This is a genomic window from Erwinia oleae, assembly GCF_000770305.1.
GTDB classification, from domain to species: domain Bacteria; phylum Pseudomonadota; class Gammaproteobacteria; order Enterobacterales; family Enterobacteriaceae; genus Erwinia; species Erwinia oleae.
The window spans coordinates 1-18,495 of record NZ_JNVB01000081.1 but is presented as its reverse complement, the minus strand read 5'-3'; the positions used below and the strand labels follow the sequence as shown (position 1 = coordinate 18,495).

The window sequence follows — 18,495 nt, the reverse complement described above, 5'->3', positions numbered from 1 at the left end:
GTATTGACGGGGATGTGTTATTCAGTTGGCGGTGTGATGCGCCAGGGTAGCAGTTCGCTGACCCGGTTGACCGGCCAGTCGGCGATGACGTCAAGCACATAGCGGAGGTAGCCTTCTGGATCCACGCTGTTCAGTTTGCACGTTCCGATCAGGCTGTACAGCAGTGCTCCCCGCTCACCACCATGGTCAGAACCGAAGAACAGGAAGTTTTTACGACCCAGACTGACCGTCCGCAGGGCATTTTCAGCGATGTTGTTGTCTGCTTCGGCCCAACCATCTTCCACATAGTACGTCAGTGCCGGCCACTGGTTAAGTGCGTACGCGAACGCTTTTGTCAGCTCCGAGTGTCGCGACAGGGTTTTCATCTTTTCACGCAGCCAGCTTTCCAGGGATTTCAACAGCGGTTTCGCTTTCTGCTGACGTTCAGCAAGCCGCTGCTCTGCCGGCATTCCCCTTATATTCGCCTCTATGGCGTACAACTGACCGATCTGCCTCAGGGCTTCTTCCGTCAGGGCTGACGGGGTGCGGACGTGCACATCGTGGATCTTCCGGCGGGCGTGAGCCCAGCAGGCGGCTTCCGTTATCCGGCCATTGTGGTACAGCTCGTTGAACCCGGCGTACGCATCCGCCTGCAGCACACCGCTGAAGCCGGCAAGATGGGTCTGCGGATGGATGCCTTTTCTGTCCGGGCTGTAAGCGAACCACACCGCCGGCGCCAGCTCTGACCCGGCGTTACGGTCGTCACGAACGTAGGTCCACAACCGCCCGGTCTTCGTTTTCTTATTACCTGGCAACAGCACCGGGACAGGCGTGTCATCAGCATGGAGCTTGCCGTCAGTCAGCACATAGTCCTGAAGCGCCTCTTCCAGCGGTGACAGTAACCGGCAGCACGCATCCATCCAGCCTGACAGGAGTGAGCGGCTCAGTTCCACGCCCTGGCGGCTATATATTTCAGACTGGCGATACAGCGGTGTGTGCTCTGCATACTTTGAGGTCAGCACGCGGGCCAGCAGTCCTGGCCCTGCGATGCCCCGTTCGATGGGCCGCGAAGGCGCAGGTGCCTGTACGATAGCATCGCATTTTGTGCAGGCATGCTTTTCCCGTACAGTCCTGATAACCCGGAAGGCGCTGCGCATCAGCTCCAGCTGTTCGGCTGCATCCTCACCCAGATAACTCAGCAAGCCACCACACTCCGGGCAGCAGGGTTCTGCGGGTAATAACCGTTTTTCATCACGGGGGAGTGATTCGGGGAACGGTCTGCGGGTGCGGGTCTGACGCAGCGGACGCTGCACTGCCGGATCATCCACCCGACCAGTCAGCGTATCGCTTTCTTTCTGAAGCCGGTTCAGGTCAGCTTCCATCTGTGCGATACGGCGGGAGACCTTTTCGGAACGACTGCCGAAGTTCATTCGGCGGAGCTTATCCAGCTGTGCCTGCAGATGGTCTATTTCACGCTCCCGGTTACTCAGCTTTTCCTGCAGGGCGTGGATCAACGCTTCCTGTTCGGCCAGGCGCTGTTTCAGCAGAAGGATGTCGTCAGAAGAGGTGTCATTCATAGGCCCATATTTTACCAGGCTTATTCTGCAACAACCAGGATAAAGAGGCCTACAACATGGTCAGGGATGTCAGCAACCGCTTTGGCTGTCTCCAGTCGATACCTTCCATCAGCATCGCCAGCTGCGCCGGCGTCAGGAACACTTTGCCATCGCGTGCTGACGGCCAGGCGAAGCGGCCGCGCTCCAGCCGTTTTGTCAGCAAGCACAGCCCGTCACCGGTAGACCACAGCAGTTTGACCTGACTGCCGCTGCGGCCCCGGAAGATGAAGACATGGCCGGACATCGGATCGTCTTTCAGCATCGTCTGCACCTTTGTGGCGAGACCATTGAAGCCGTTGCGCATGTCGGTGATACCGGCAACCAGCCAGATTTTGGTGCCTGTTGGTAACGGGATCACCGTTTGAGCTCCTGTATCAGAAGAGTCAGGAGTTTTTCGCTGACAGTTCCGTTGAGGCGGAGCGTTCCGTGCCGGAATGCCACCTCACAGGTGATATTGAGGGTCTCCGGCTCTTCTGCTGGCAGTTCTGACTGCACCGCCAGTGGTCCAGCAGGGGCGTCGAGTGTTACAGGAAGTAGCTGGGGAAGGTCTGTCGAAGGCAGCAGGAGTTTACCTTCACGCCACTGCTGACGCCATTTGAACAACAGATTGGCGTTAATGCCATTTTCAAGCGCCAGTTTTGAGATGGATATCCCGGGTTCGCAGGAGGCGGCAACGAGCTGATGTTTAAACTCAGGAGAATAATTAGGGCAGCCCTTACGCCTGCCGGGAGTTACATTTTTCTGCATATCTGACACTTTGGTTCCCACTACTTATTTGGTGGACACCACTTTGTCGGATGCATCAGATTATGACCAGACGGTTCAAGCTGTACGCTTACGGCTACTGCTGATAAACCTGCTCTCATCCGCCAGTGGGTAGAGAGTGCCTCCGTTGAGAGTGCGGTTCAGGGACGGGATCTGCGTACGGATCGGGAGAAAGAATTTCAGAACACGCTGGAACACCATCTGCACGACCCTGTATTTAAAGAACATAATGATGCTGTACTGCACATGTTCCGAACAGTTCAACGCGATCGGTTAAAGACACCAAGAGTCAGTCATCGTGGCGGTTATCAAAGCCTTTTATACCGGCGCGTGTTTTCAGGCATGAAAACACCTGCTGAGAATATGGGCGAGATAAGAACTCATCTTGCCGGCGTTGAAGAGCTGCTTCGTCATGATGCGCTTAAAAACTGGAAGCCTTCCTGATGGATAAACTTAATGAAAAATTTTCCGCAGGACGATTACCATTTTAAATACGCTTTGTGTGACTCTACGTAGGGCACTGATGCATTTCATTCAACATGATTGCGCAACCCCTCATGAAGGTTCACTGACAACATCAGTACTGAATCACCACAGGTATAACAGACACTTCTGAATAATCATTTTTTTGTCGAACAATCAGGGGTTACAAACCACAGAGGAAATCACTTCACCGAATTTTCAGAGCCAGGAAAGTAAAGAGGATGAGATTTTGCTGGCTCCCGGACACTATTTTGAACCTGAACAGGTAGTAAGAAACGATCAAGGCATCGCGGTCATTGGCACTCTGAAATACGGTCGGGGTCGAGGTTCGGTCCGGGTACTGGAAAAACGCAGCAGGTCTCCGCACAGGATACATTTAAAGGGATCTGTCCCCGGGAAGCCTTCATTAACACCGTGAACCTCGGTTTCTCCGGTTTTTTGCAGGGTTTGGCGATCAACATACTACTTTTACGTCTCATTCATCGGCGTTCAGAAAGAAATCTAAATTCATCGAAAGCCTGACTGATATAGTCTTTCAGACTTAAAGAGACATCTGCAAACCAGCCAGCCAGTGCATGACCGAAAATGACAAACCCGATTTGAGCCACAAAATCGGCATCAGATGTAGAGACTCCACGCTGATTCAGAGCCACAGAAAGCTGTTTTATCATAACAAGATGCTTTGTCATCTCGCGTTCCTGTAATGCCGGAGTCTGCGCAATAATTTTCCGCCGCGGTTCTGAATACGGTCGGTTAGATTCAATAAGTCCGGCTACGGAGAAAAATGCCTGTTGCATTACCTCTAATGGAGAAAGTTCTGGTGAGGCTGCAACAATAGCTTTTCCGAGTGCTGCGGTAAGAACTTCCTGCCCCAAAAAGAGCACTTCACGTTTGTCAGGGAAGTGCCGAAAAAAAGTTCTCTCCGTAACCCCTGCCAGTGCAGCTATCTGTGCTGTTGTAGTGGCATCATAGCCGTTTTCAGCAAACAATTTCATTGCTGCATACTGGAGTTTTTTACGGGCATCTTCTGGGTTTTTTGGCATATAAAATAGCACTCGATATGTCATAAACTGTCATTAAGCAATGTAATGTCATATGCTGTCATTACGATGTGTATTTTATCACGCTATGACGTTAAACGGGGAATATATGATGCGGGTATTCATTACTGGCGGTACAGGACTTATTGGAGCTGCTGTGGTCAAGGAACTCATTAAAAATGGACACAGCGTGGTTGGGCTGGCTCGTTCGGAATCGGCTGCCAAAGCCATTCAGGAAGCGGGAGGCGAGGCCTTGCAGGGATCGCTACGTTCACTTGATGTGCTTCGCAGAGGAGCAACCGAGGCTGATGGTGTGATTTCTCTGGCTTTTGCTAATGGATTCACCAATGCAACAGAGCTGGCGGATGCAGTGAAAGAAGAAAGTATCGCTCTGAAAACACTGAGCGAGGAGCTGGTTGGCTGTAATAAAGCACTTGTAGTTGTTTCAGGTACTCCCCATGTCACTGGCCGGGCTTCAGTGGAAAGTGACCCATTCTCTGTTAAGGGGCCGGTCGGTGGACGTGCTCAGTCAGTCATATCAGCACTTTCGCTTGCCGAACGTGGCTTACGTGTTTCTGCCGTACGCCTACCGCGTACCGTCCACAACAACGGTAACGGTGGTTTTGCTGGCATTTTGACAAGAATTGCCCGCGAGTCGGGAGTGTCAGGCTATGCCGGAGATGGTGAACAACGCTGGCCATCTGTACATGCTTTGGATGCTGCCGTTTTATTCAGGCTGGCGCTTGAAAAAGCAGATCCCGGTACTGTCTGGCACGCTGTCGGGACAGAGGGCGACCGTGTCCGTGATATCGCAACAGTAATTGGCAGGCGCCTTAATCTGCCTGTCCAATCTGTGCCACCCAAAACGTACGGTCCTCTTGGGCCTGTTTTCGCGACCGATCAGCCGTCTTCAAGCACCTATACACAGCGAATTCTTGGATGGCATCTGAAACATACACCGTTACTGGAAGATCTAGAAAATCTACATCCATGAAGGGATAAAGCAAAACGCATCGGAAAGGGTTTTTACGCCAACTTATTGAATCACAACAATATAGGGGTTTATAAGGAGGCATAAAAAAGGAATAGTGGTGCCCGGACTCGGAATCGAACCAAGGACACGGGGATTTTCAATCCTCTCCTCGTGAGTAAGTTGACTATCGCAGTGTGAAAATAGTTTTTGGATCGAATTTGTACGTATCGAATAATTTATTCGAGTGTACACATGGAAAATATCGCCACAAAAGCCTCTGCCAGTGCGAAACCGCAAATCGTTCCTATGGTTTCAACCAAGGGCGGTGAAGGTAAATCAACACAAAGTGCCAATCTTGCCGGCTTCCTCGCTGATGCAGGCAAAAAGACCCTCCTCATTGACGGTGACCACTCCCAACCTACTGCCAGCAGTATCTTCTCCCTGGAATACGAAGCGCCTAATGGTTTGTACGAACTATTGATGAAGACAGTCGACCTCAACCAGCCGGAACAGATCATCTCACGCTCCGTCATCCGGAATCTGGACATCATTGTTTCCAACGACCCCCACGACCGTTTGCCCTCAGCTATGTTGCATGCCCCCGATGGCCGTATGCGTCTGCGTAATGTGCTACAGCATCCGTTATTCAACGGGTACGACGTCATCATTATCGACTCTAAAGGCGCAGCGTCGGTGATGCTGGAACTTATCTTGCTGGCCAGCACGGGATTCGCGGTCGGTGTTATCAAACCTATACTGCCGGACACTCGCGAATTTCTACGTGGCACATTGGGGTTGATGGAAGGATTATTACCGTTGGTCTGCTACGGCATTGCTTTGCCGCGTATTCGTATCCTGACCAACTGTATGGAATACACCAATCTGGACGGGCAAACGCTGGAAAGCCTGTCAGGCATCATTAAAAACGGACAATATCCGCGCGCTGACGTATTTGATGTTTCACTTCTCAGCACCATCATTCCCAAGCTTGAAATCTACAAAATGGGCCATGCCTGCGGCCAGCCCGTTCATCGCCTCGAAAAAACGACTACACGCACCTCTACGCCAGCGGCTGCCATCACTATGCATAGTCTGGCCTGCGAACTCTTTCCTGAATGGCAGACCCATTTTGACGACGTGCTGACTCAGGAGGTGGGTTCATGAATCGCAACCTGATCTGGCGCGCTGTCGCTTATTCAATTAACACCTATAAATACCAGGACGAAGTTCATGTCTTCGTCGATGCGCCGGATCAGGAGACGGCGAAAGCGCGCATTTACGAGCGGCTGGCTGAAGAGTGGGGAATTGGCAAAGCAAGTATGTGGGACGACCAGCCGGCACGTATCGAATTTTATAATCTCTGGGATAAGAAAGAGCTACGCGATATGGCCCTGGGGACGCAAGTACCGCCAGGTATGCCGTTGCTTGAGAGTGGCTGGGGGGAAGGGACGGCAATTTATGATACTCAACCTCTGATTCTGGTCGCTTCTGCTCGACTCCGTGAGGCTCTGGAGCATGCATTGCGGGAGGTCCGGGTATGAGTATGTCTAATGTTATTCCCCATCCGATCGCCGAGGCTGAGATGAATATTCCCTGCTCGTATGAGGCTGAGCAAGCTGTGCTTGGTGGGTTGATGTTGGTTAACGAGCGGTGGGACGACGTGCTGCCCTTGATTCGGGATACCGATTTTTATTCGTCGGTGCATCGCCGCATTTTTCAGGCGATGACGCAACTTATAGCCAGCCAGCAACCTATCGATTTGATCACATTATCCGAGTCACTGGAGCAGCGGAAAGTATCCGGGGAAGCGAATAACCGTCTGGAGCAGGTCGGTGGTTTTGCCTACCTGGCCGAGCTGTCGAAAAACACCCCGAGCGCCGCTAACATTATTGCCTATGCCAGTATTGTCGCTGAGCGTAGTCGTCTGCGCGCGCTCATACGGTTAGGGCGCGAGTTAAGTGCGGAAGCGGCGGGATCACATGCCGAATCTTCCGTACTGACAGAGAGAGTTGAGCAACAATTGTTTCTGCTGTCTGAGCAAACGCAATCGCAGCAAAATGTCAGCCTGATTGATGGACTAGGCGCAGTAGTAAACCACCTTGAGACGGTGACCGGCGGTAGTGGCATTACCGGGACGCCGACCGGTTTTTCGGAGCTGGATATGATTACCTGTGGTTTACAGGCCGGTGATTTGATTTTGATCGCGTCACGGCCCTCCATGGGGAAAACGGCGTTTGCATTGTCCTGTTGTTCAGGAGCTCTTCGCGGATCGGACAAGCCAGCTTTTTGTTTCAGTCTCGAAATGCCGCGGGCGCAACTGTTGCAGCGGCTCCTGGCAATGGAAGGGCGAGTTGAGCTTTCGTTATTGCGAAATGGGCAGCTAAATGATGAAAGTTGGGCGCGTATTTTCAATGCCATGCAGCAAATGGTGCCGTGGAATGACCGTCTGATAATCGACGATGAGTCATTTATGACCCCTGCACTGTTACGTTCCCGCGCACGGCGTTATACCCGATTGTACGGTAAACCCGGCTTAATTATGGTGGATTACCTGCAACTGATGCGCTGTCCCGGTCAGGAAAATCGCACGCAGGAAATCGCAGAAATTTCCCGCAGTCTGAAAGCATTGGCTAAGGAGCTTGACTGCCCCGTGGTGGCGCTGTCCCAACTGAATCGCCAGCTGGAAAGTCGTGCTGATAAACGTCCCTTCAATGGGGATCTGCGTGACTCAGGCGCGCTGGAGCAGGATGCTGATGTCATTGCCTTTATCTATCGCGATGAAGTTTATAACGCTGATTCCGACGATGCGGGCGTGGCTGAAATTATCATCGGCAAACAGCGTCAGGGGGCGACGGGCACCCTCCGTGTTAAATTTGAAGGGCAGTTCACCGCGTTCAGCGACCTCCCGGATAACAGCTCAGGGAGGGGGTAAGCATGGCGCGTGCAAAAAGCAAAGTTATCGACCTGAGCAGCGCTTTGCTGCAGCAGGGCAACACCGCGACTGGCACACAACCATCTGGTCCTGTCGTGTCAGAGATCCCCGTCAGTGAAATGCCGTTGGTTCTGACATTAGATGAAGTCAATCCTTTCCCTGATAATCCCCGAACCTCCCGCAACCCTAAATATAAGGAAATCAAAGAGTCTATCCGGGCAAGGGGGCTGGATACGGTACCGAAAGTTACGCGCGATCCGGAACGCCCTGAGCTGGGGTACTTCTTCAGCGATGGCGGGAATACGCGCTATGCCATACTGTCCGAATTATGGCAGGAAACGGGAGAGGAACGATTTCACCGTTTCTCATGCGTGTTCAAGCCGTGGCCGGGTCGCCTGTCCTGTGTGATAGGTCACCTTGCCGAGAACGAAGTGCGTGGCGATCTCAGCTTTATTGAAAAAGCGTTGGGGATTAAGCAGGCTCGCTCAATTTATGAAGAAGATCTGGGTAAATCGGTAACCCTGCGAGAACTGTCTGCGTTATTGGCCACAGAGGGTTATCCAATTCACTTCTCGGGTATTAGCCGCATGGAAGATACGGTGAAATACCTTTATCCATTCATGCCTTCGCTACTGGAGTCAGGGCTGGGATCGCCGCAGATAAGACACCTGTTGGCTTTGCGCGGCGATGCGGAAAAAACATGGAAATTGTTTTCCAGTGAGGTTGCTGTTGATACCTCTTTTGACAAGGTTTTTGGTTCGGTCTGCGGTCAATTTGATGATCCTGACGCGTATTCGCTGGATATGTTCCGTGATGAACTGATTGGCGCGCTTGTCAAAGCGCTACCACATCCGTCGCTCAATTATGATCGTTGGTTACTGGAACTCGATCCAAAAGAGCAAAATCGCCGCAAACATCTGGGTAATCCTTCGTTAATCCCCACCCCGTCAGCGTTTCAGCAGGAAGAAACCGGTGAATTACTGCCTCAGGTGCCTGAATATCAGCATTCTGGCGATGCTCCTCTTTCCGCGCTGGCCAGCACCCTGAACGAGCCTGACAACGCGTCAGCTGAGTATCAGGAGGAGACTGTACCAACCCTTAATGCGCCACGAGTCGAGACTCAACACGATCTTTACGGTGCGCCTCCGGTACTGTCTGGAGAAACGGAAACGCTCCCCGCCACGGAAACTTCCTACCTTACAGAAGAGACCACACCTGATTTTCACGTTCGGGCTGGTTCTTCCCCTGATACAACAACAGCACTTCAACCCGATATCACCGCGCCTTCCGATGTCGCTTTCGCTGAAGTTGGCCTTGAGCCTGTCGCCGCCATCTGGGCGATTCCCGCGCTGCAGGATGATATTGAACATCTGCAGGTGATGACATTCCGTTTAGCGTTTGAACTGGCGGAAGTGGTGGGCTGTGAAGCTGAAATCAAAGCGGATAAAGCGGATTTACGGGCTGTCGGCTACGCGTTGGCTGTCGAACGACCTTCACGGTTCGCTGTTCTGCTCCTCGCCCTTACCGGCAACAGCATTGTTGGCACCAACGCTTGCTCACTGAGCGAAGCGCTTACTGGTTCCGATAATCCCGCCGATTTACCGCTGCTCGACGATATTCATACCGTGAAGCTGATGCGCCTGATCCGTGTGATACGCCGTCTGCGTGAGCTGCAGCGTGGACTGTCGGTGACTGAAAAGGAGAATAACCATGAGTAACAGCTTATCGCAGGCGACCAACAGCCTGCTTACTCAACTGGTGATGGAACTGAAATCGGGCTACATCCGGCGCTGTGAGTCCCTGGGGCTCACAACGGAAGAAATGCAGCTGCTACACGGCCTGACCGTTGAAGACCTGCATTATCTGCTGAACAGTCCGGTATCCGTGCTGACTTTTCAAATCCATCACGAGAACTTTTCACTGATGCTGCAGCATGCGCGCCGTGAACAGCAGCGAATGCAGCGTATTGATCGTGCGCTCGCACTGGGCGGATCTATCGAAATGATGCAGTACTACTTCGGTCTCTCCACCGTTGAGGTTGCGGCGCGTCGGCGTATGACGGGTATCACTATCCGTCAGGGGCGTTGCGCGGCGCTCAGTGATGAAGATAACGCTGCGCTGTGGCGTCAGTGGCAAAAAGCCGACATTGACGATCCCTCGAGCGCAGACGGTCTGGATGTCATGATGCTCGCGGCCGAGCAGATGGATATCTCCCTGACTGCCGTCTGGCATGCCGTTCGCGGTTTTGAGGTCTCCCAGACCCCCACCGACAGGAAAGCGATTCAGGCGGTTCGTACACAACGCAGTACGCAGGGAGGAAACACAAGGAGGCTTGCATGAAACCTATGATCTTAATGCCGGGTTTGCAGGCACCACGTTCGGCACCTCCGTCCTGTCAGAAAAAGGCGAAAGAGCAGGTTAAACGCTTTCGTCGCGGCGAACGCAACTATAAGAATCTCCATGTAAAAGGCAAGCATGCACCCGGGCGTGCCTGGATGAAGATCGATATTGGCGCAAGTTGGCGTCTGCTGAGCCGCAACAGTGGTGTTGACTGGGAACTGCTGACCCACGAACGCTACAACAATGAACTGTGGAAGTGATGAAATTCACCCTGCACCTGTTTCGCGGGTGCAGGCCTGAGTGCCGTCAGGCTATGTGCAGTCATGTATGCACGATAATTGTTTCATGTCCGCGCCCTGAGGGGCGTGGTCTGCGTAATAAGGATGTGCAAAATCGATGAGCATAAGCAGAACCCCTGATAACGACCTGATCGCTTTTACGCTCGAACAAATGAATGCCCGCCTAGCGGAGCGAATAGGCGCTGAAAAACATACGGGTATCACCGATGTGACCCATTTGCGCAGCGGCCTGCTTTTTATGGGTAACGTGCATGATTCCATACCTCGTCGGTTACTGCTGGACACACGCCTGTCCCCGCTGGATAAAACCGCGTGGATAATGATCCGCCTGTACGCGCAACAAAATCAGGGGGCGGTATTTCCGACCTATGACGAGCTGCAGTTGCAGTTGGCATCGCCGTTTAACGGCAAAGCCTCCCGTGAGACCGTCAGCCGGGTGCTGCTAATGTTACGTCTTACCGGCTGGTTGAGCCTGTGTCGACGCGTGCGTGACAATAAAGGCCGGGTGCGGGGAAATATCTACGCGCAGCACGATGAACCGCTTTCAGCACGCGATGCCGAGACGTTGGATCCGACCTGGCTTGATACGGTTGCCACGGCCAGCGCGCACAAGAATCGCACCATTAATCAGACGGCCTGGAGCGTGCTGTCCGATATCCAGAGCGATCCGACGATGCGTCATCATCATTCTCAAATGGCGGCTATCGCTGAACGTCTGAGCGCACCGCAAACGCCTCAGCAGATGTCGGAACGTATTTCCCCTGGGGAGAAAAATTCGCGCAGTTCGCTAACCGAATCCGGTAATAAATCACCCGGTTCGGATACCGAACTCAGTCAATTCAGGCCCAGTTCGGATGCCGCACTCAGTGCAAAATTGGGGCAGGAAATACCGGGTTCGCTTTCCGAACTCATTCTGGAATCAGTTACTTACCGGGATTTTGCTAAACCGAACTGTAACGTACGTTCTTTCACACAGAGTGTGAATAAAAAAACGTACGTACCGGCACTACCTGCCGAACTGCAGCGCAGCATGTCCGAGGACGATCACCGACAAATCACGACTCAGCTCAGGGCGTTGCCTGCCGAGGCTGCCGGGCAGGTACTGGAGAGCCTTGCTCAGGTGATGGCCAGGGGGAGCCTGAATAATCCTACCGCCTGGTTGTTGACGGTGATTAAGCGCGCCCGCAACGGTGAGCTCTTTGCGGTGGCGAAGTCATCTCAACCCGACAGACTTGGGATATCACGTCCTGTGGCACCGACAAAAGCACCGGCCTCCGTTCGCCAGCAGGCCGCTTCGCGGGAGCATGTCAGCGGTATTGTCGCAAAGCTGCGTCAGGAAATGGGCCGTGTGAAAAACAGGATGTGAATGGAAAATTTAATTGGCTGTATGAAAAGTGACCTTGTTGGCACTGCCAACAAGGTTAAAAAGTAACATGAAAAAATTGTTAAGGTGTTGGTGAGCACAGTACATTCTCATTTTTTCTGGTGGTATAGTATGCCTTTATGAATACGGTATGCTGGCATTTTGCGCTCCCTTAACATCGGTCGACATTTGACATGATTAGCGTTGTGCTTACGCTACCATCTGTGAATAAAGGAGAATCACCAAAAGATGGATGGTCAAAAAGAAAGTAGCCTCCGTGGTTTATTAAATGCTAATAAAATGGAACCCTTTATTCGTCATATTCGATTTCCGTTTTATAAAAATTTAGCAGAGGGGGCTAGAATTGATTTTTCTTTCCCCGTTACTGTTCTTGTTGGGCAGAACGGAACAAATAAAAGCTCTGTTTTAAAGGCGTTATATGGTACGCCTAATGGTTATAGCTTAGGTAATCTCTGGTTTTCAACCAGCGTTGATCCTATCGAAGATGGTGGTCGTTCCAGGATTATCTATGGATATTACGATAAAGATACAAAAAAGATAGTTGAGGTAATAAAATCAAGAATAAAAAAAGACAGAGATCCTGATTATTGGGAGCCCTCTCGTCCTTTAACGGCTGATGGAATGAATCCTCCTCAGAAGGGAGAAGAATCCAGCAATAGAAGCAAGACAAGATGGAAGGCGATTGATAAAAAGGTTGTTTATATTGATTTCAGATCTCAGCTTAGCGCATTTGACAAGTTTTTCTATCATGGAAATAAAGTAGGTAGTTTATCAAAAAAAGATTTTATCAGAAGAGAATCTTTTCACTTACGTAAAGTGATTGATGGGCAGAAGAGCTCCTATGACAGATATGGGAAAAATAAGATTTTTTCTAATAAATTATTTGATAAAGAAAGAATTGAGCATGTCTCTAAAATTTTAGGAAGAGAGTACAGTAGTGTTAGGTTGGTGACGCATTCATTTTTCAATGTTAAATCAAATACTGCAATATTAAAGACATCTCACTTAGATTATTCAGAGGCATTTGCTGGTAGTGGTGAGTTTGCGGTTATTATGTTGGTTGATCAGGTTATCAGTTCTGAATCAAATTCGCTTATATTATTAGATGAGCCGGAAGTGTCATTACATCCAGGTGCACAAGAAAGATTAGTCAATTTTCTTATTGATGAGTGTATAAAGAAAAAACATCAGATTGTAGTTTCAACGCATTCATCTAATATTATAAATTCGCTACCTAAAGATGCTATAAAATTATTCCACGTTAGTGATATGTCCAATAAAATTGACATTATGTCAAACGTAAGCCCAGAGGAGGCTTTTTTCCATTTAGGAGGTAAGCTTAACAAAAAAACAATCTTTGTGGAGGATTGTTTAGCTGTAGAGATAGTTAAAAAGGCTATAAAAGAAAAAGGTAAAGCTTTTTCATCTCAGTTCGACGTTAAGTTTATACCGGGTGGGGCAGATGCAATTATAAAAGGGTATATGGCTCCATTTTCTATGGCGAAAAATAAGGATGTTATATTTTTATTGGATGGAGATAAAAATAAAAATGTAGATTTTGTTATTTCTTCATCAATCTCACAGATGGAAAATAATACCCTCGGTGATAAAATAAAATCTATGATGGGGTGTGATGTTAAATTTATTGTGGATGGTAATAACGGGAAAGCGAATAAAGATGCACTATACGAAGCGCAAAGAAATTTTATTGACTACATATACCATTATGTCTCGTATTTACCAATGAGCACTCCAGAGAAATTTATACTTGACAATATCCCATCGGATTATCGAGCAATGCTTGACTCTATTGAGGGCGAACTCCCAGAAAAGGAAATTTTTAAAGAATTATGTAAATTAGATCTAGATAATGATGAATGTACATCTAATGATATTTTTAATACACAAAGACGAATTATTGGTAGAATTAAATCCAGCTCTGATGACTTAGTTAATATAAAAAACTTAATTACAAGTTTTGGTGATTGTGGTAGTATTAGGAAGGATAATGATCATGGCGAGAAGAAATAATGAAAAAGAAAATTAAAGTTTTTGATTTCTTTTCTGGGTGTGGTGGTACAAGTCAAGGCTTTAAACAAGCAGGGATGGATATAGTTTTTGGTGTTGATATAAATAAGGATGCAGGCAAGACGTTTGAAATAAACTTTCCTAAATCCTATTTTCTAAATATAGATATAAGAGATTTACCAGTATCTGATATTCTTGGGTTTATAAATGGCAATTCCCATAAGGATGATTATATCCTATTTTCAGGGTGCGCCCCTTGTCAGCCTTTTTCATCTCAGAATAAGAATAAAAAAGATGATGATCCGCGCATTGACTTATTAAGCGAGTTTTCTCGTTTTGTTAGAGGTGTTTTACCTGATTTTGTTTTCGTTGAAAATGTTCCAGGCATCCAAAAAGTATCAAAGAAATCACGACCTTTTCTGGGGTTTATTGATACATTGGAAGAATTGGGCTATTGCTATGAATACAAGATATTACCAGCATTATGGTTCGGTGTTCCCCAAAAGAGAGAACGTTTAGTATTAGTTGCGTCAAAGCATGGTTCTGTTAGGTTACCGTTAGCGACCCACGATGGGAAAATTAATCCCTATTCAACAGTAAGGGATTGGATTTATGATCTACCAGATGTAGATGCTGGCAGTGTTCATCCAAATATTGATGATCACGAAACTGCAAAATTATCATCGTTAAATATTGAAAGAATTAAGGCTACTCCAGAAGGAGGGGGGCGAGAACATTGGCCAGAGCGATTATTGCTTGAATGCCATAAACATCACACGGGGCACACTGATGTTTATGGACGTCTTAGCTGGGATAAACCCGCAAGTAGCTTAACGACAAAATGTATCAGTTATTCAAACGGTCGGTTCGGTCACCCCGCGCAAAATCGTGCACTTTCTGTGCGTGAAGCTGCATGCTTGCAAACATTCCCTCGAGATTATAAGTTTTTTGGGTCATTGCAATCTAAAGCTAGACAGATAGGTAACGCAGTCCCGCCATTGATGGCTGAAGTTATTGGACGAGAGATTGTAGAAATATTTCTGAAAAGTTGTATTCGTTAATTATTAATTCAAATTTTACAGTTGTTACAGCCACAACTATTTAGTTCATGTAGCCACCCATTTTTAGTCATTCTGTGCTCCTCCTTTAGCAACGAATTATCCAGCGTTGATTAAGAGAAAATAAATACTGGAGAGTTGCTATCACTATTTAAAAAGACATGGTTAAAAAGTAACCTTGTTGGCACTGCCAACAAGCTCAAGAAATGAGCAGTCATTATTCCCAGGCTTTCTATCCACAAACCAAAAAGAGTTTTGAATTGCTGCATTATGCCCCTGCCGAGACTATTTCAAGCCAAATATCTCAATAGTCAGAAGGGTGAGCAAATGGCAGATACATCAGACAAAACGCAAAGCAAGCCTACACCGGCGAGAGCCGGGGCGCTGAAATCGACGCTAACCATTCAGTTGCATACACAGTATGCGATCCTGTTATGGGGAGGCCGTCAGCAAGAGAAAGAGACAGATAAACCGCAAATAGTCAGCATGCCTCAGGTCATTGCCCGGGCGGGGAAAATCAATGCTGATTCAAATAGTGATAACCCGTACGCCGATAGCGCCATGCTATTGTTGGAACAGGCGATTGAACGCGGTACCACTCGGCTGCAAAATGCAGTGGCGGAGCTGGAGAAAATCGTATCCAGCTTGCCCGATCAGGTCACGATCTCTGAAATTTCCTCTGTTTCTCCGCTGAACATTGGCGTATTTAGCCGAACGCCGCTGGGATATCGCTGTGTCTGGTTGCTTATCGGGTTTGATCAGCTGGCGATGAAAGCGTTCCAGGCATGGCATTACGGATTGATTTCACGTCAGAAACGGGATGACTTACTAAAGCAGGGCGGCCACTGGGTCCGTCAGGTATATGGCGTGGTACAACAGTACCGGTTTGCCGCCGTGACGCGTGAAGATCTTCGTTTGCAAACGCCTGCCGGGATTGATGCGATAAAACGTTTAGGTGCGCCTGATGCTGATGTTTTGAACGGTACCAAACGCTCCGCATTCTCCCCTCCGCTGCGTCATGCAGATATTCCAGCTTCCGCTTCTTCTGAGAAAAAAGGGGAAGAAGTATGATTCGCCGCGCCTCCTCTCACGGTTTACCTTCGCCCGCTATTATCTGCGCCGCACTGCTTTTAAGCGGCTGCGCTGGCACCGATCTGGCTGAGTGGAATCAAAAAATCAGTGATGCAGCACACTCCCTGGCAAGCGGTCGCGTGGATAATTCAGGCGACGGGGATATGACGTGGATGACCAGAGCCGGTAACACGGGTCCACGTCAGGATGTTCGCTATGTTTATACCCTTCCGGTGGACGTTGATACCGCCGCCGCACGGCTGAAAAGCCATTATCAGTTTATCTCATCGGAAGAACTGGAAAGCCTGCGTAAACGTGACCAGTACGGAGACTGGAGCGCCAGCTCGATTGATGAAGCACGCCCGGTCTGGTCAGCGGCACAGGGCAGCTATTACAAAATGGGGCAGGAATGGAAAGGGTATGACCGTCTGGTGCTGGAAGTAGAAAAATCCGCTGCCGGCAGCCGTTTGAACGTGACCTACAGCTCTCCGGATGTTTCGCATCTGACCGATGCTTACCTGGGACGTTTGATGAAGCAGCTGCAGCTGGTTGCTACAGGGCAGATAAACTAGCGGGAGGCGGTCTGATGCAACTCTACCTGTGTGAAAAACCATCCCAGGGCAAAGATATTGGTGCCATCCTGGGGGCAACCCAGCGTAAACAGGGCTACCTGAGCGGATCGGGCGTTATTGTGACCTGGGCCATTGGTCATTTGCTTGAGCAGGCGCCGCCTGAAACCTATGGCGAGCAGTATGGCGCGCCCTGGCGGGGATCCGTGCTGCCCATCATGCCAGCACAGTGGAAAATGGCGGTAAAAAAAGAGACCGCCGACCAGTTTGCCGTTATCCGCAGCCTGCTAAAGCAGGTCGATTCGGTGGTGATTGCTACGGATGCTGACCGTGAGGGCGAAGTCATCGCACGCGAGCTGCTGGAGTATTGTCACTTCACCGGACCTGTTCAGCGGCTCTGGCTGTCGGCGCTGGATGAGGCGAGCATTCGCTACGGCCTGGCAAATAAGCTCCCGGGGGAAGATACGGCACCGTTGTATCTGGCGGGTCTGGCTCGCGCGCGGGCTGACTGGATGACCGGGATGAACCTGACCCGGCTTTACACGCTCAAAGCCCGGGAACAGGGGTACGGTGAAGTCTTATCCATTGGCCGGGTGCAGACGCCCACGTTGGCACTGGTGGTGAATCGTGACCGTGACATTGCCAACTTCGTCTCCAAACCCTGGTGGCAGGTCCAGGCCACGTTGCAGAAAGAGGGTATCCACTTCCCGGCGAACTGGGTGCCCGCAGCCAATTACTGTGATGATGAGAAGCGCTGTATTCAGCAAAATGTGGCGCAAGCCGTGATGAAGCTGTGCCAGCAAACCGGTAATGCGGTTGTGCTTGAAGTCGGTACGGAACGCAAGAAAGAGTCCGCGCCTCTGGCATTTGACCTGGGTACGCTGCAGCAGGCCTGCTCGCGTAAATGGGGGATGAGCGCTAATCAGGTGCTTGGTATTGCTCAGTCCCTCTACGAGACGCATAAGGCAACCACGTATCCGCGTACGGATTGTGGCTATCTGCCGACCTCAATGCGGGAAGAAATACCTGATGTGCTTGAGGCGGCTATCCGCACAGACCCAACCCTGACCACCACCGTCGCGACGCTTGATCCGACGTTTGTCTCGCGTATCTGGAATGACAAAAAAATCACGGCTCACCACGGGATTATCCCGACCAAACAGCCATTCGACCTGAGCAAGCTTTCTGCCGACGAGCTTAAGGTCTATCAGCTGATACGCCTGCATTATCTGGCGCAGTTCCTGCCGTTACATGAAGTCGATGTGACTGAAGCCACCTTCAATATTGGTGGTCAGCTGTTTCGTACGCGTGGAAAAGTCGAGGTGGTAGCGGGCTGGAAAAGCGTATTCCAGCGGGATGAGAGTGAGGCGCAAGACCAACAGACCGATACGGAAGATGCCAGGCTGCCTGCCCTTGTCAAAGGAGAGCCCTGCGCGGTGGCTGGAGCTGAACTCAAAACACTGCAGACAAAACCCCCGGGTCATTTCACCGATGGGACGCTGATCGCCGCCATGAAAAATGCGGCGGCGTTCGTCAGCGATCCCCAGCTAAAAAGAGTCCTGAAAGAAAACGCTGGCCTGGGCACCGAAGCGACACGAGCAGGTATCCTGGAAACGCTGTTTAAACGCGGTTATCTGGAGAGAAAGGGCAAATATTTGCTCTCCACGCCCATCGCCGGCGAGTTGATGGATGCGCTGCCGACGGCCCTGACGAACCCGGGCATGACGGCGTTGTGGGAACAGGCGCTGGACGACATTGCTCAGGGGCAGATGACGCTGGAAACGTTTATGGTTCGCCAGGCGCAGTGGACGGGTCACCTGGTAGAACAGGGTAAAGCGCAGGTGGTTAAGTTCACGGCTCCGCCCTCTCCACTTTGCCCAGGGTGTGGCGGGGCGATGCGCCGACGCGCTGGCAAAAAAGGGAGCGGGGCTTTCTGGGGATGTATCAATTACCCGACC

Annotated in this window: 17 protein-coding genes; 13 read left to right on the top strand and 4 right to left on the bottom strand. The window is 50.3% G+C overall.

The window, feature by feature from the left end:
• Nucleotides 1-17: 17 nt before the first annotated feature.
• The 4 genes from tnpC to GS12_RS19590 all read right to left on the bottom strand — a co-directional run bounded on the left by tnpC (nucleotide 18) and on the right by GS12_RS19590 (nucleotide 3,910).
• Nucleotides 18-1,556: an IS66 family transposase gene (tnpC, locus tag GS12_RS19610; RefSeq protein WP_031594184.1), complete on the bottom strand. Its 1,539-nt coding sequence runs from the start codon at nucleotides 1,554-1,556 to the stop codon at nucleotides 18-20.
• Between the two features lie 49 nt (nucleotides 1,557-1,605).
• On the bottom strand, nucleotides 1,606-1,953 hold the full coding sequence (gene tnpB, locus GS12_RS19605; protein ID WP_031594183.1) for an IS66 family insertion sequence element accessory protein TnpB: 348 nt from the start codon (nucleotides 1,951-1,953) through the stop codon (nucleotides 1,606-1,608).
• Nucleotides 1,950-2,342: an IS66-like element accessory protein TnpA gene (gene tnpA / locus GS12_RS19600; protein WP_031594182.1), complete on the bottom strand. Its 393-nt coding sequence runs from the start codon at nucleotides 2,340-2,342 to the stop codon at nucleotides 1,950-1,952. Before tnpA ends, tnpB begins: the two co-directional genes overlap by 4 nt.
• 980 nt (nucleotides 2,343-3,322) lie before the next feature.
• Nucleotides 3,323-3,910 carry a TetR/AcrR family transcriptional regulator gene (locus GS12_RS19590; RefSeq protein WP_200884542.1) on the bottom strand — a complete coding sequence of 196 codons (588 nt, stop codon included), beginning with the start codon at nucleotides 3,908-3,910 and terminating at the stop codon, nucleotides 3,323-3,325.
• A gap of 82 nt (nucleotides 3,911-3,992) precedes the next feature.
• On the opposite strand from GS12_RS19590, the gene GS12_RS19585 reads away from it, so the two are divergent.
• The 13 genes from GS12_RS19585 to GS12_RS19525 form a co-directional block, all read left to right on the top strand.
• Entirely contained in the window at nucleotides 3,993-4,877 is an 885-nt protein-coding gene (locus GS12_RS19585) for an SDR family oxidoreductase (protein ID WP_200884541.1), read from the top strand.
• 231 nt (nucleotides 4,878-5,108) lie between these two features.
• Nucleotides 5,109-6,020 carry a ParA family protein gene (locus tag GS12_RS19580; protein ID WP_052118537.1) on the top strand — a complete coding sequence of 304 codons (912 nt, stop codon included), beginning with the start codon at nucleotides 5,109-5,111 and terminating at the stop codon, nucleotides 6,018-6,020.
• Nucleotides 6,017-6,397 carry a hypothetical protein gene (locus tag GS12_RS19575; RefSeq protein ID WP_034949943.1) on the top strand — a complete coding sequence of 127 codons (381 nt, stop codon included), beginning with the start codon at nucleotides 6,017-6,019 and terminating at the stop codon, nucleotides 6,395-6,397. Before GS12_RS19580 ends, GS12_RS19575 begins: the two co-directional genes overlap by 4 nt.
• A 2-nt stretch (nucleotides 6,398-6,399) precedes the next feature.
• Nucleotides 6,400-7,788 (top strand): SPI-7-type island replicative DNA helicase, encoded by a 1,389-nt coding sequence (dnaB-PI, locus tag GS12_RS19570; RefSeq protein ID WP_052118536.1) that lies wholly within the window; start codon nucleotides 6,400-6,402, stop codon nucleotides 7,786-7,788.
• Between the two features lie 2 nt (nucleotides 7,789-7,790).
• Nucleotides 7,791-9,506, top strand: coding sequence for a ParB family protein (locus GS12_RS19565; RefSeq protein ID WP_034949940.1), 1,716 nt, complete (start codon nucleotides 7,791-7,793; stop codon nucleotides 9,504-9,506).
• Complete coding sequence (locus GS12_RS19560) at nucleotides 9,499-10,128, top strand: DUF2857 domain-containing protein (RefSeq protein WP_034949938.1); 630 nt, start codon at nucleotides 9,499-9,501, stop codon at nucleotides 10,126-10,128. The genes GS12_RS19565 and GS12_RS19560 overlap by 8 nt, the downstream gene beginning before the upstream one ends.
• Nucleotides 10,125-10,388 carry a ParE family toxin-like protein gene (locus GS12_RS19555; RefSeq protein WP_034949935.1) on the top strand — a complete coding sequence of 88 codons (264 nt, stop codon included), beginning with the start codon at nucleotides 10,125-10,127 and terminating at the stop codon, nucleotides 10,386-10,388. The genes GS12_RS19560 and GS12_RS19555 overlap by 4 nt, the downstream gene beginning before the upstream one ends.
• Nucleotides 10,389-10,524: 136 nt before the next feature.
• Nucleotides 10,525-11,793 (top strand): STY4528 family pathogenicity island replication protein, encoded by a 1,269-nt coding sequence (locus GS12_RS19550; protein ID WP_034949932.1) that lies wholly within the window; start codon nucleotides 10,525-10,527, stop codon nucleotides 11,791-11,793.
• 246 nt (nucleotides 11,794-12,039) lie between these two features.
• A complete protein-coding gene (locus tag GS12_RS19545) occupies nucleotides 12,040-13,842 on the top strand; it encodes an ATP-dependent nuclease (protein WP_034949930.1) in 1,803 nt (600 codons plus the stop codon).
• On the top strand, nucleotides 13,842-14,900 hold the full coding sequence (locus tag GS12_RS23595; protein ID WP_034949927.1) for a DNA cytosine methyltransferase: 1,059 nt from the start codon (nucleotides 13,842-13,844) through the stop codon (nucleotides 14,898-14,900). Before GS12_RS19545 ends, GS12_RS23595 begins: the two co-directional genes overlap by 1 nt.
• A gap of 324 nt (nucleotides 14,901-15,224) precedes the next feature.
• Nucleotides 15,225-15,968 carry a PFL_4669 family integrating conjugative element protein gene (locus GS12_RS19535; RefSeq protein ID WP_034949926.1) on the top strand — a complete coding sequence of 248 codons (744 nt, stop codon included), beginning with the start codon at nucleotides 15,225-15,227 and terminating at the stop codon, nucleotides 15,966-15,968.
• The gene (locus GS12_RS19530) at nucleotides 15,965-16,540 is read left to right on the top strand and encodes a hypothetical protein (RefSeq protein WP_052118535.1); all 576 of its coding nucleotides are present in this window, start codon (nucleotides 15,965-15,967) and stop codon (nucleotides 16,538-16,540) included. Before GS12_RS19535 ends, GS12_RS19530 begins: the two co-directional genes overlap by 4 nt.
• A gap of 14 nt (nucleotides 16,541-16,554) precedes the next feature.
• A partial coding sequence (locus tag GS12_RS19525; protein WP_034949922.1) for a DNA topoisomerase III occupies nucleotides 16,555-18,495 on the top strand: 1,941 nt, incomplete at its 3' end.

Excerpts from the sequence above, each read along its gene's own strand:
- tnpC (WP_031594184.1), bottom strand. The coding sequence starts at position 1,556 with ATGAATGACACCTCTTCTGACGACATCCTTCTGCTGAAACAGCGCCTG.
- tnpA (WP_031594182.1), bottom strand. The coding sequence starts at position 2,342 with ATGCAGAAAAATGTAACTCCCGGCAGGCGTAAGGGCTGCCCTAATTAT.
- GS12_RS19590 (WP_200884542.1), bottom strand. The coding sequence starts at position 3,910 with ATGACATATCGAGTGCTATTTTATATGCCAAAAAACCCAGAAGATGCC.
- GS12_RS19585 (WP_200884541.1), top strand. The coding sequence starts at position 3,993 with ATGATGCGGGTATTCATTACTGGCGGTACAGGACTTATTGGAGCTGCT.
- GS12_RS19580 (WP_052118537.1), top strand. The coding sequence starts at position 5,109 with ATGGAAAATATCGCCACAAAAGCCTCTGCCAGTGCGAAACCGCAAATC.
- GS12_RS19575 (WP_034949943.1), top strand. The coding sequence starts at position 6,017 with ATGAATCGCAACCTGATCTGGCGCGCTGTCGCTTATTCAATTAACACC.
- dnaB-PI (WP_052118536.1), top strand. The coding sequence starts at position 6,400 with ATGTCTAATGTTATTCCCCATCCGATCGCCGAGGCTGAGATGAATATT.
- GS12_RS19565 (WP_034949940.1), top strand. The coding sequence starts at position 7,791 with ATGGCGCGTGCAAAAAGCAAAGTTATCGACCTGAGCAGCGCTTTGCTG.
- GS12_RS19560 (WP_034949938.1), top strand. The coding sequence starts at position 9,499 with ATGAGTAACAGCTTATCGCAGGCGACCAACAGCCTGCTTACTCAACTG.
- GS12_RS19555 (WP_034949935.1), top strand. The coding sequence starts at position 10,125 with ATGAAACCTATGATCTTAATGCCGGGTTTGCAGGCACCACGTTCGGCA.
- GS12_RS19550 (WP_034949932.1), top strand. The coding sequence starts at position 10,525 with ATGAGCATAAGCAGAACCCCTGATAACGACCTGATCGCTTTTACGCTC.
- GS12_RS19545 (WP_034949930.1), top strand. The coding sequence starts at position 12,040 with ATGGATGGTCAAAAAGAAAGTAGCCTCCGTGGTTTATTAAATGCTAAT.
- GS12_RS23595 (WP_034949927.1), top strand. The coding sequence starts at position 13,842 with ATGAAAAAGAAAATTAAAGTTTTTGATTTCTTTTCTGGGTGTGGTGGT.
- GS12_RS19535 (WP_034949926.1), top strand. The coding sequence starts at position 15,225 with ATGGCAGATACATCAGACAAAACGCAAAGCAAGCCTACACCGGCGAGA.
- GS12_RS19530 (WP_052118535.1), top strand. The coding sequence starts at position 15,965 with ATGATTCGCCGCGCCTCCTCTCACGGTTTACCTTCGCCCGCTATTATC.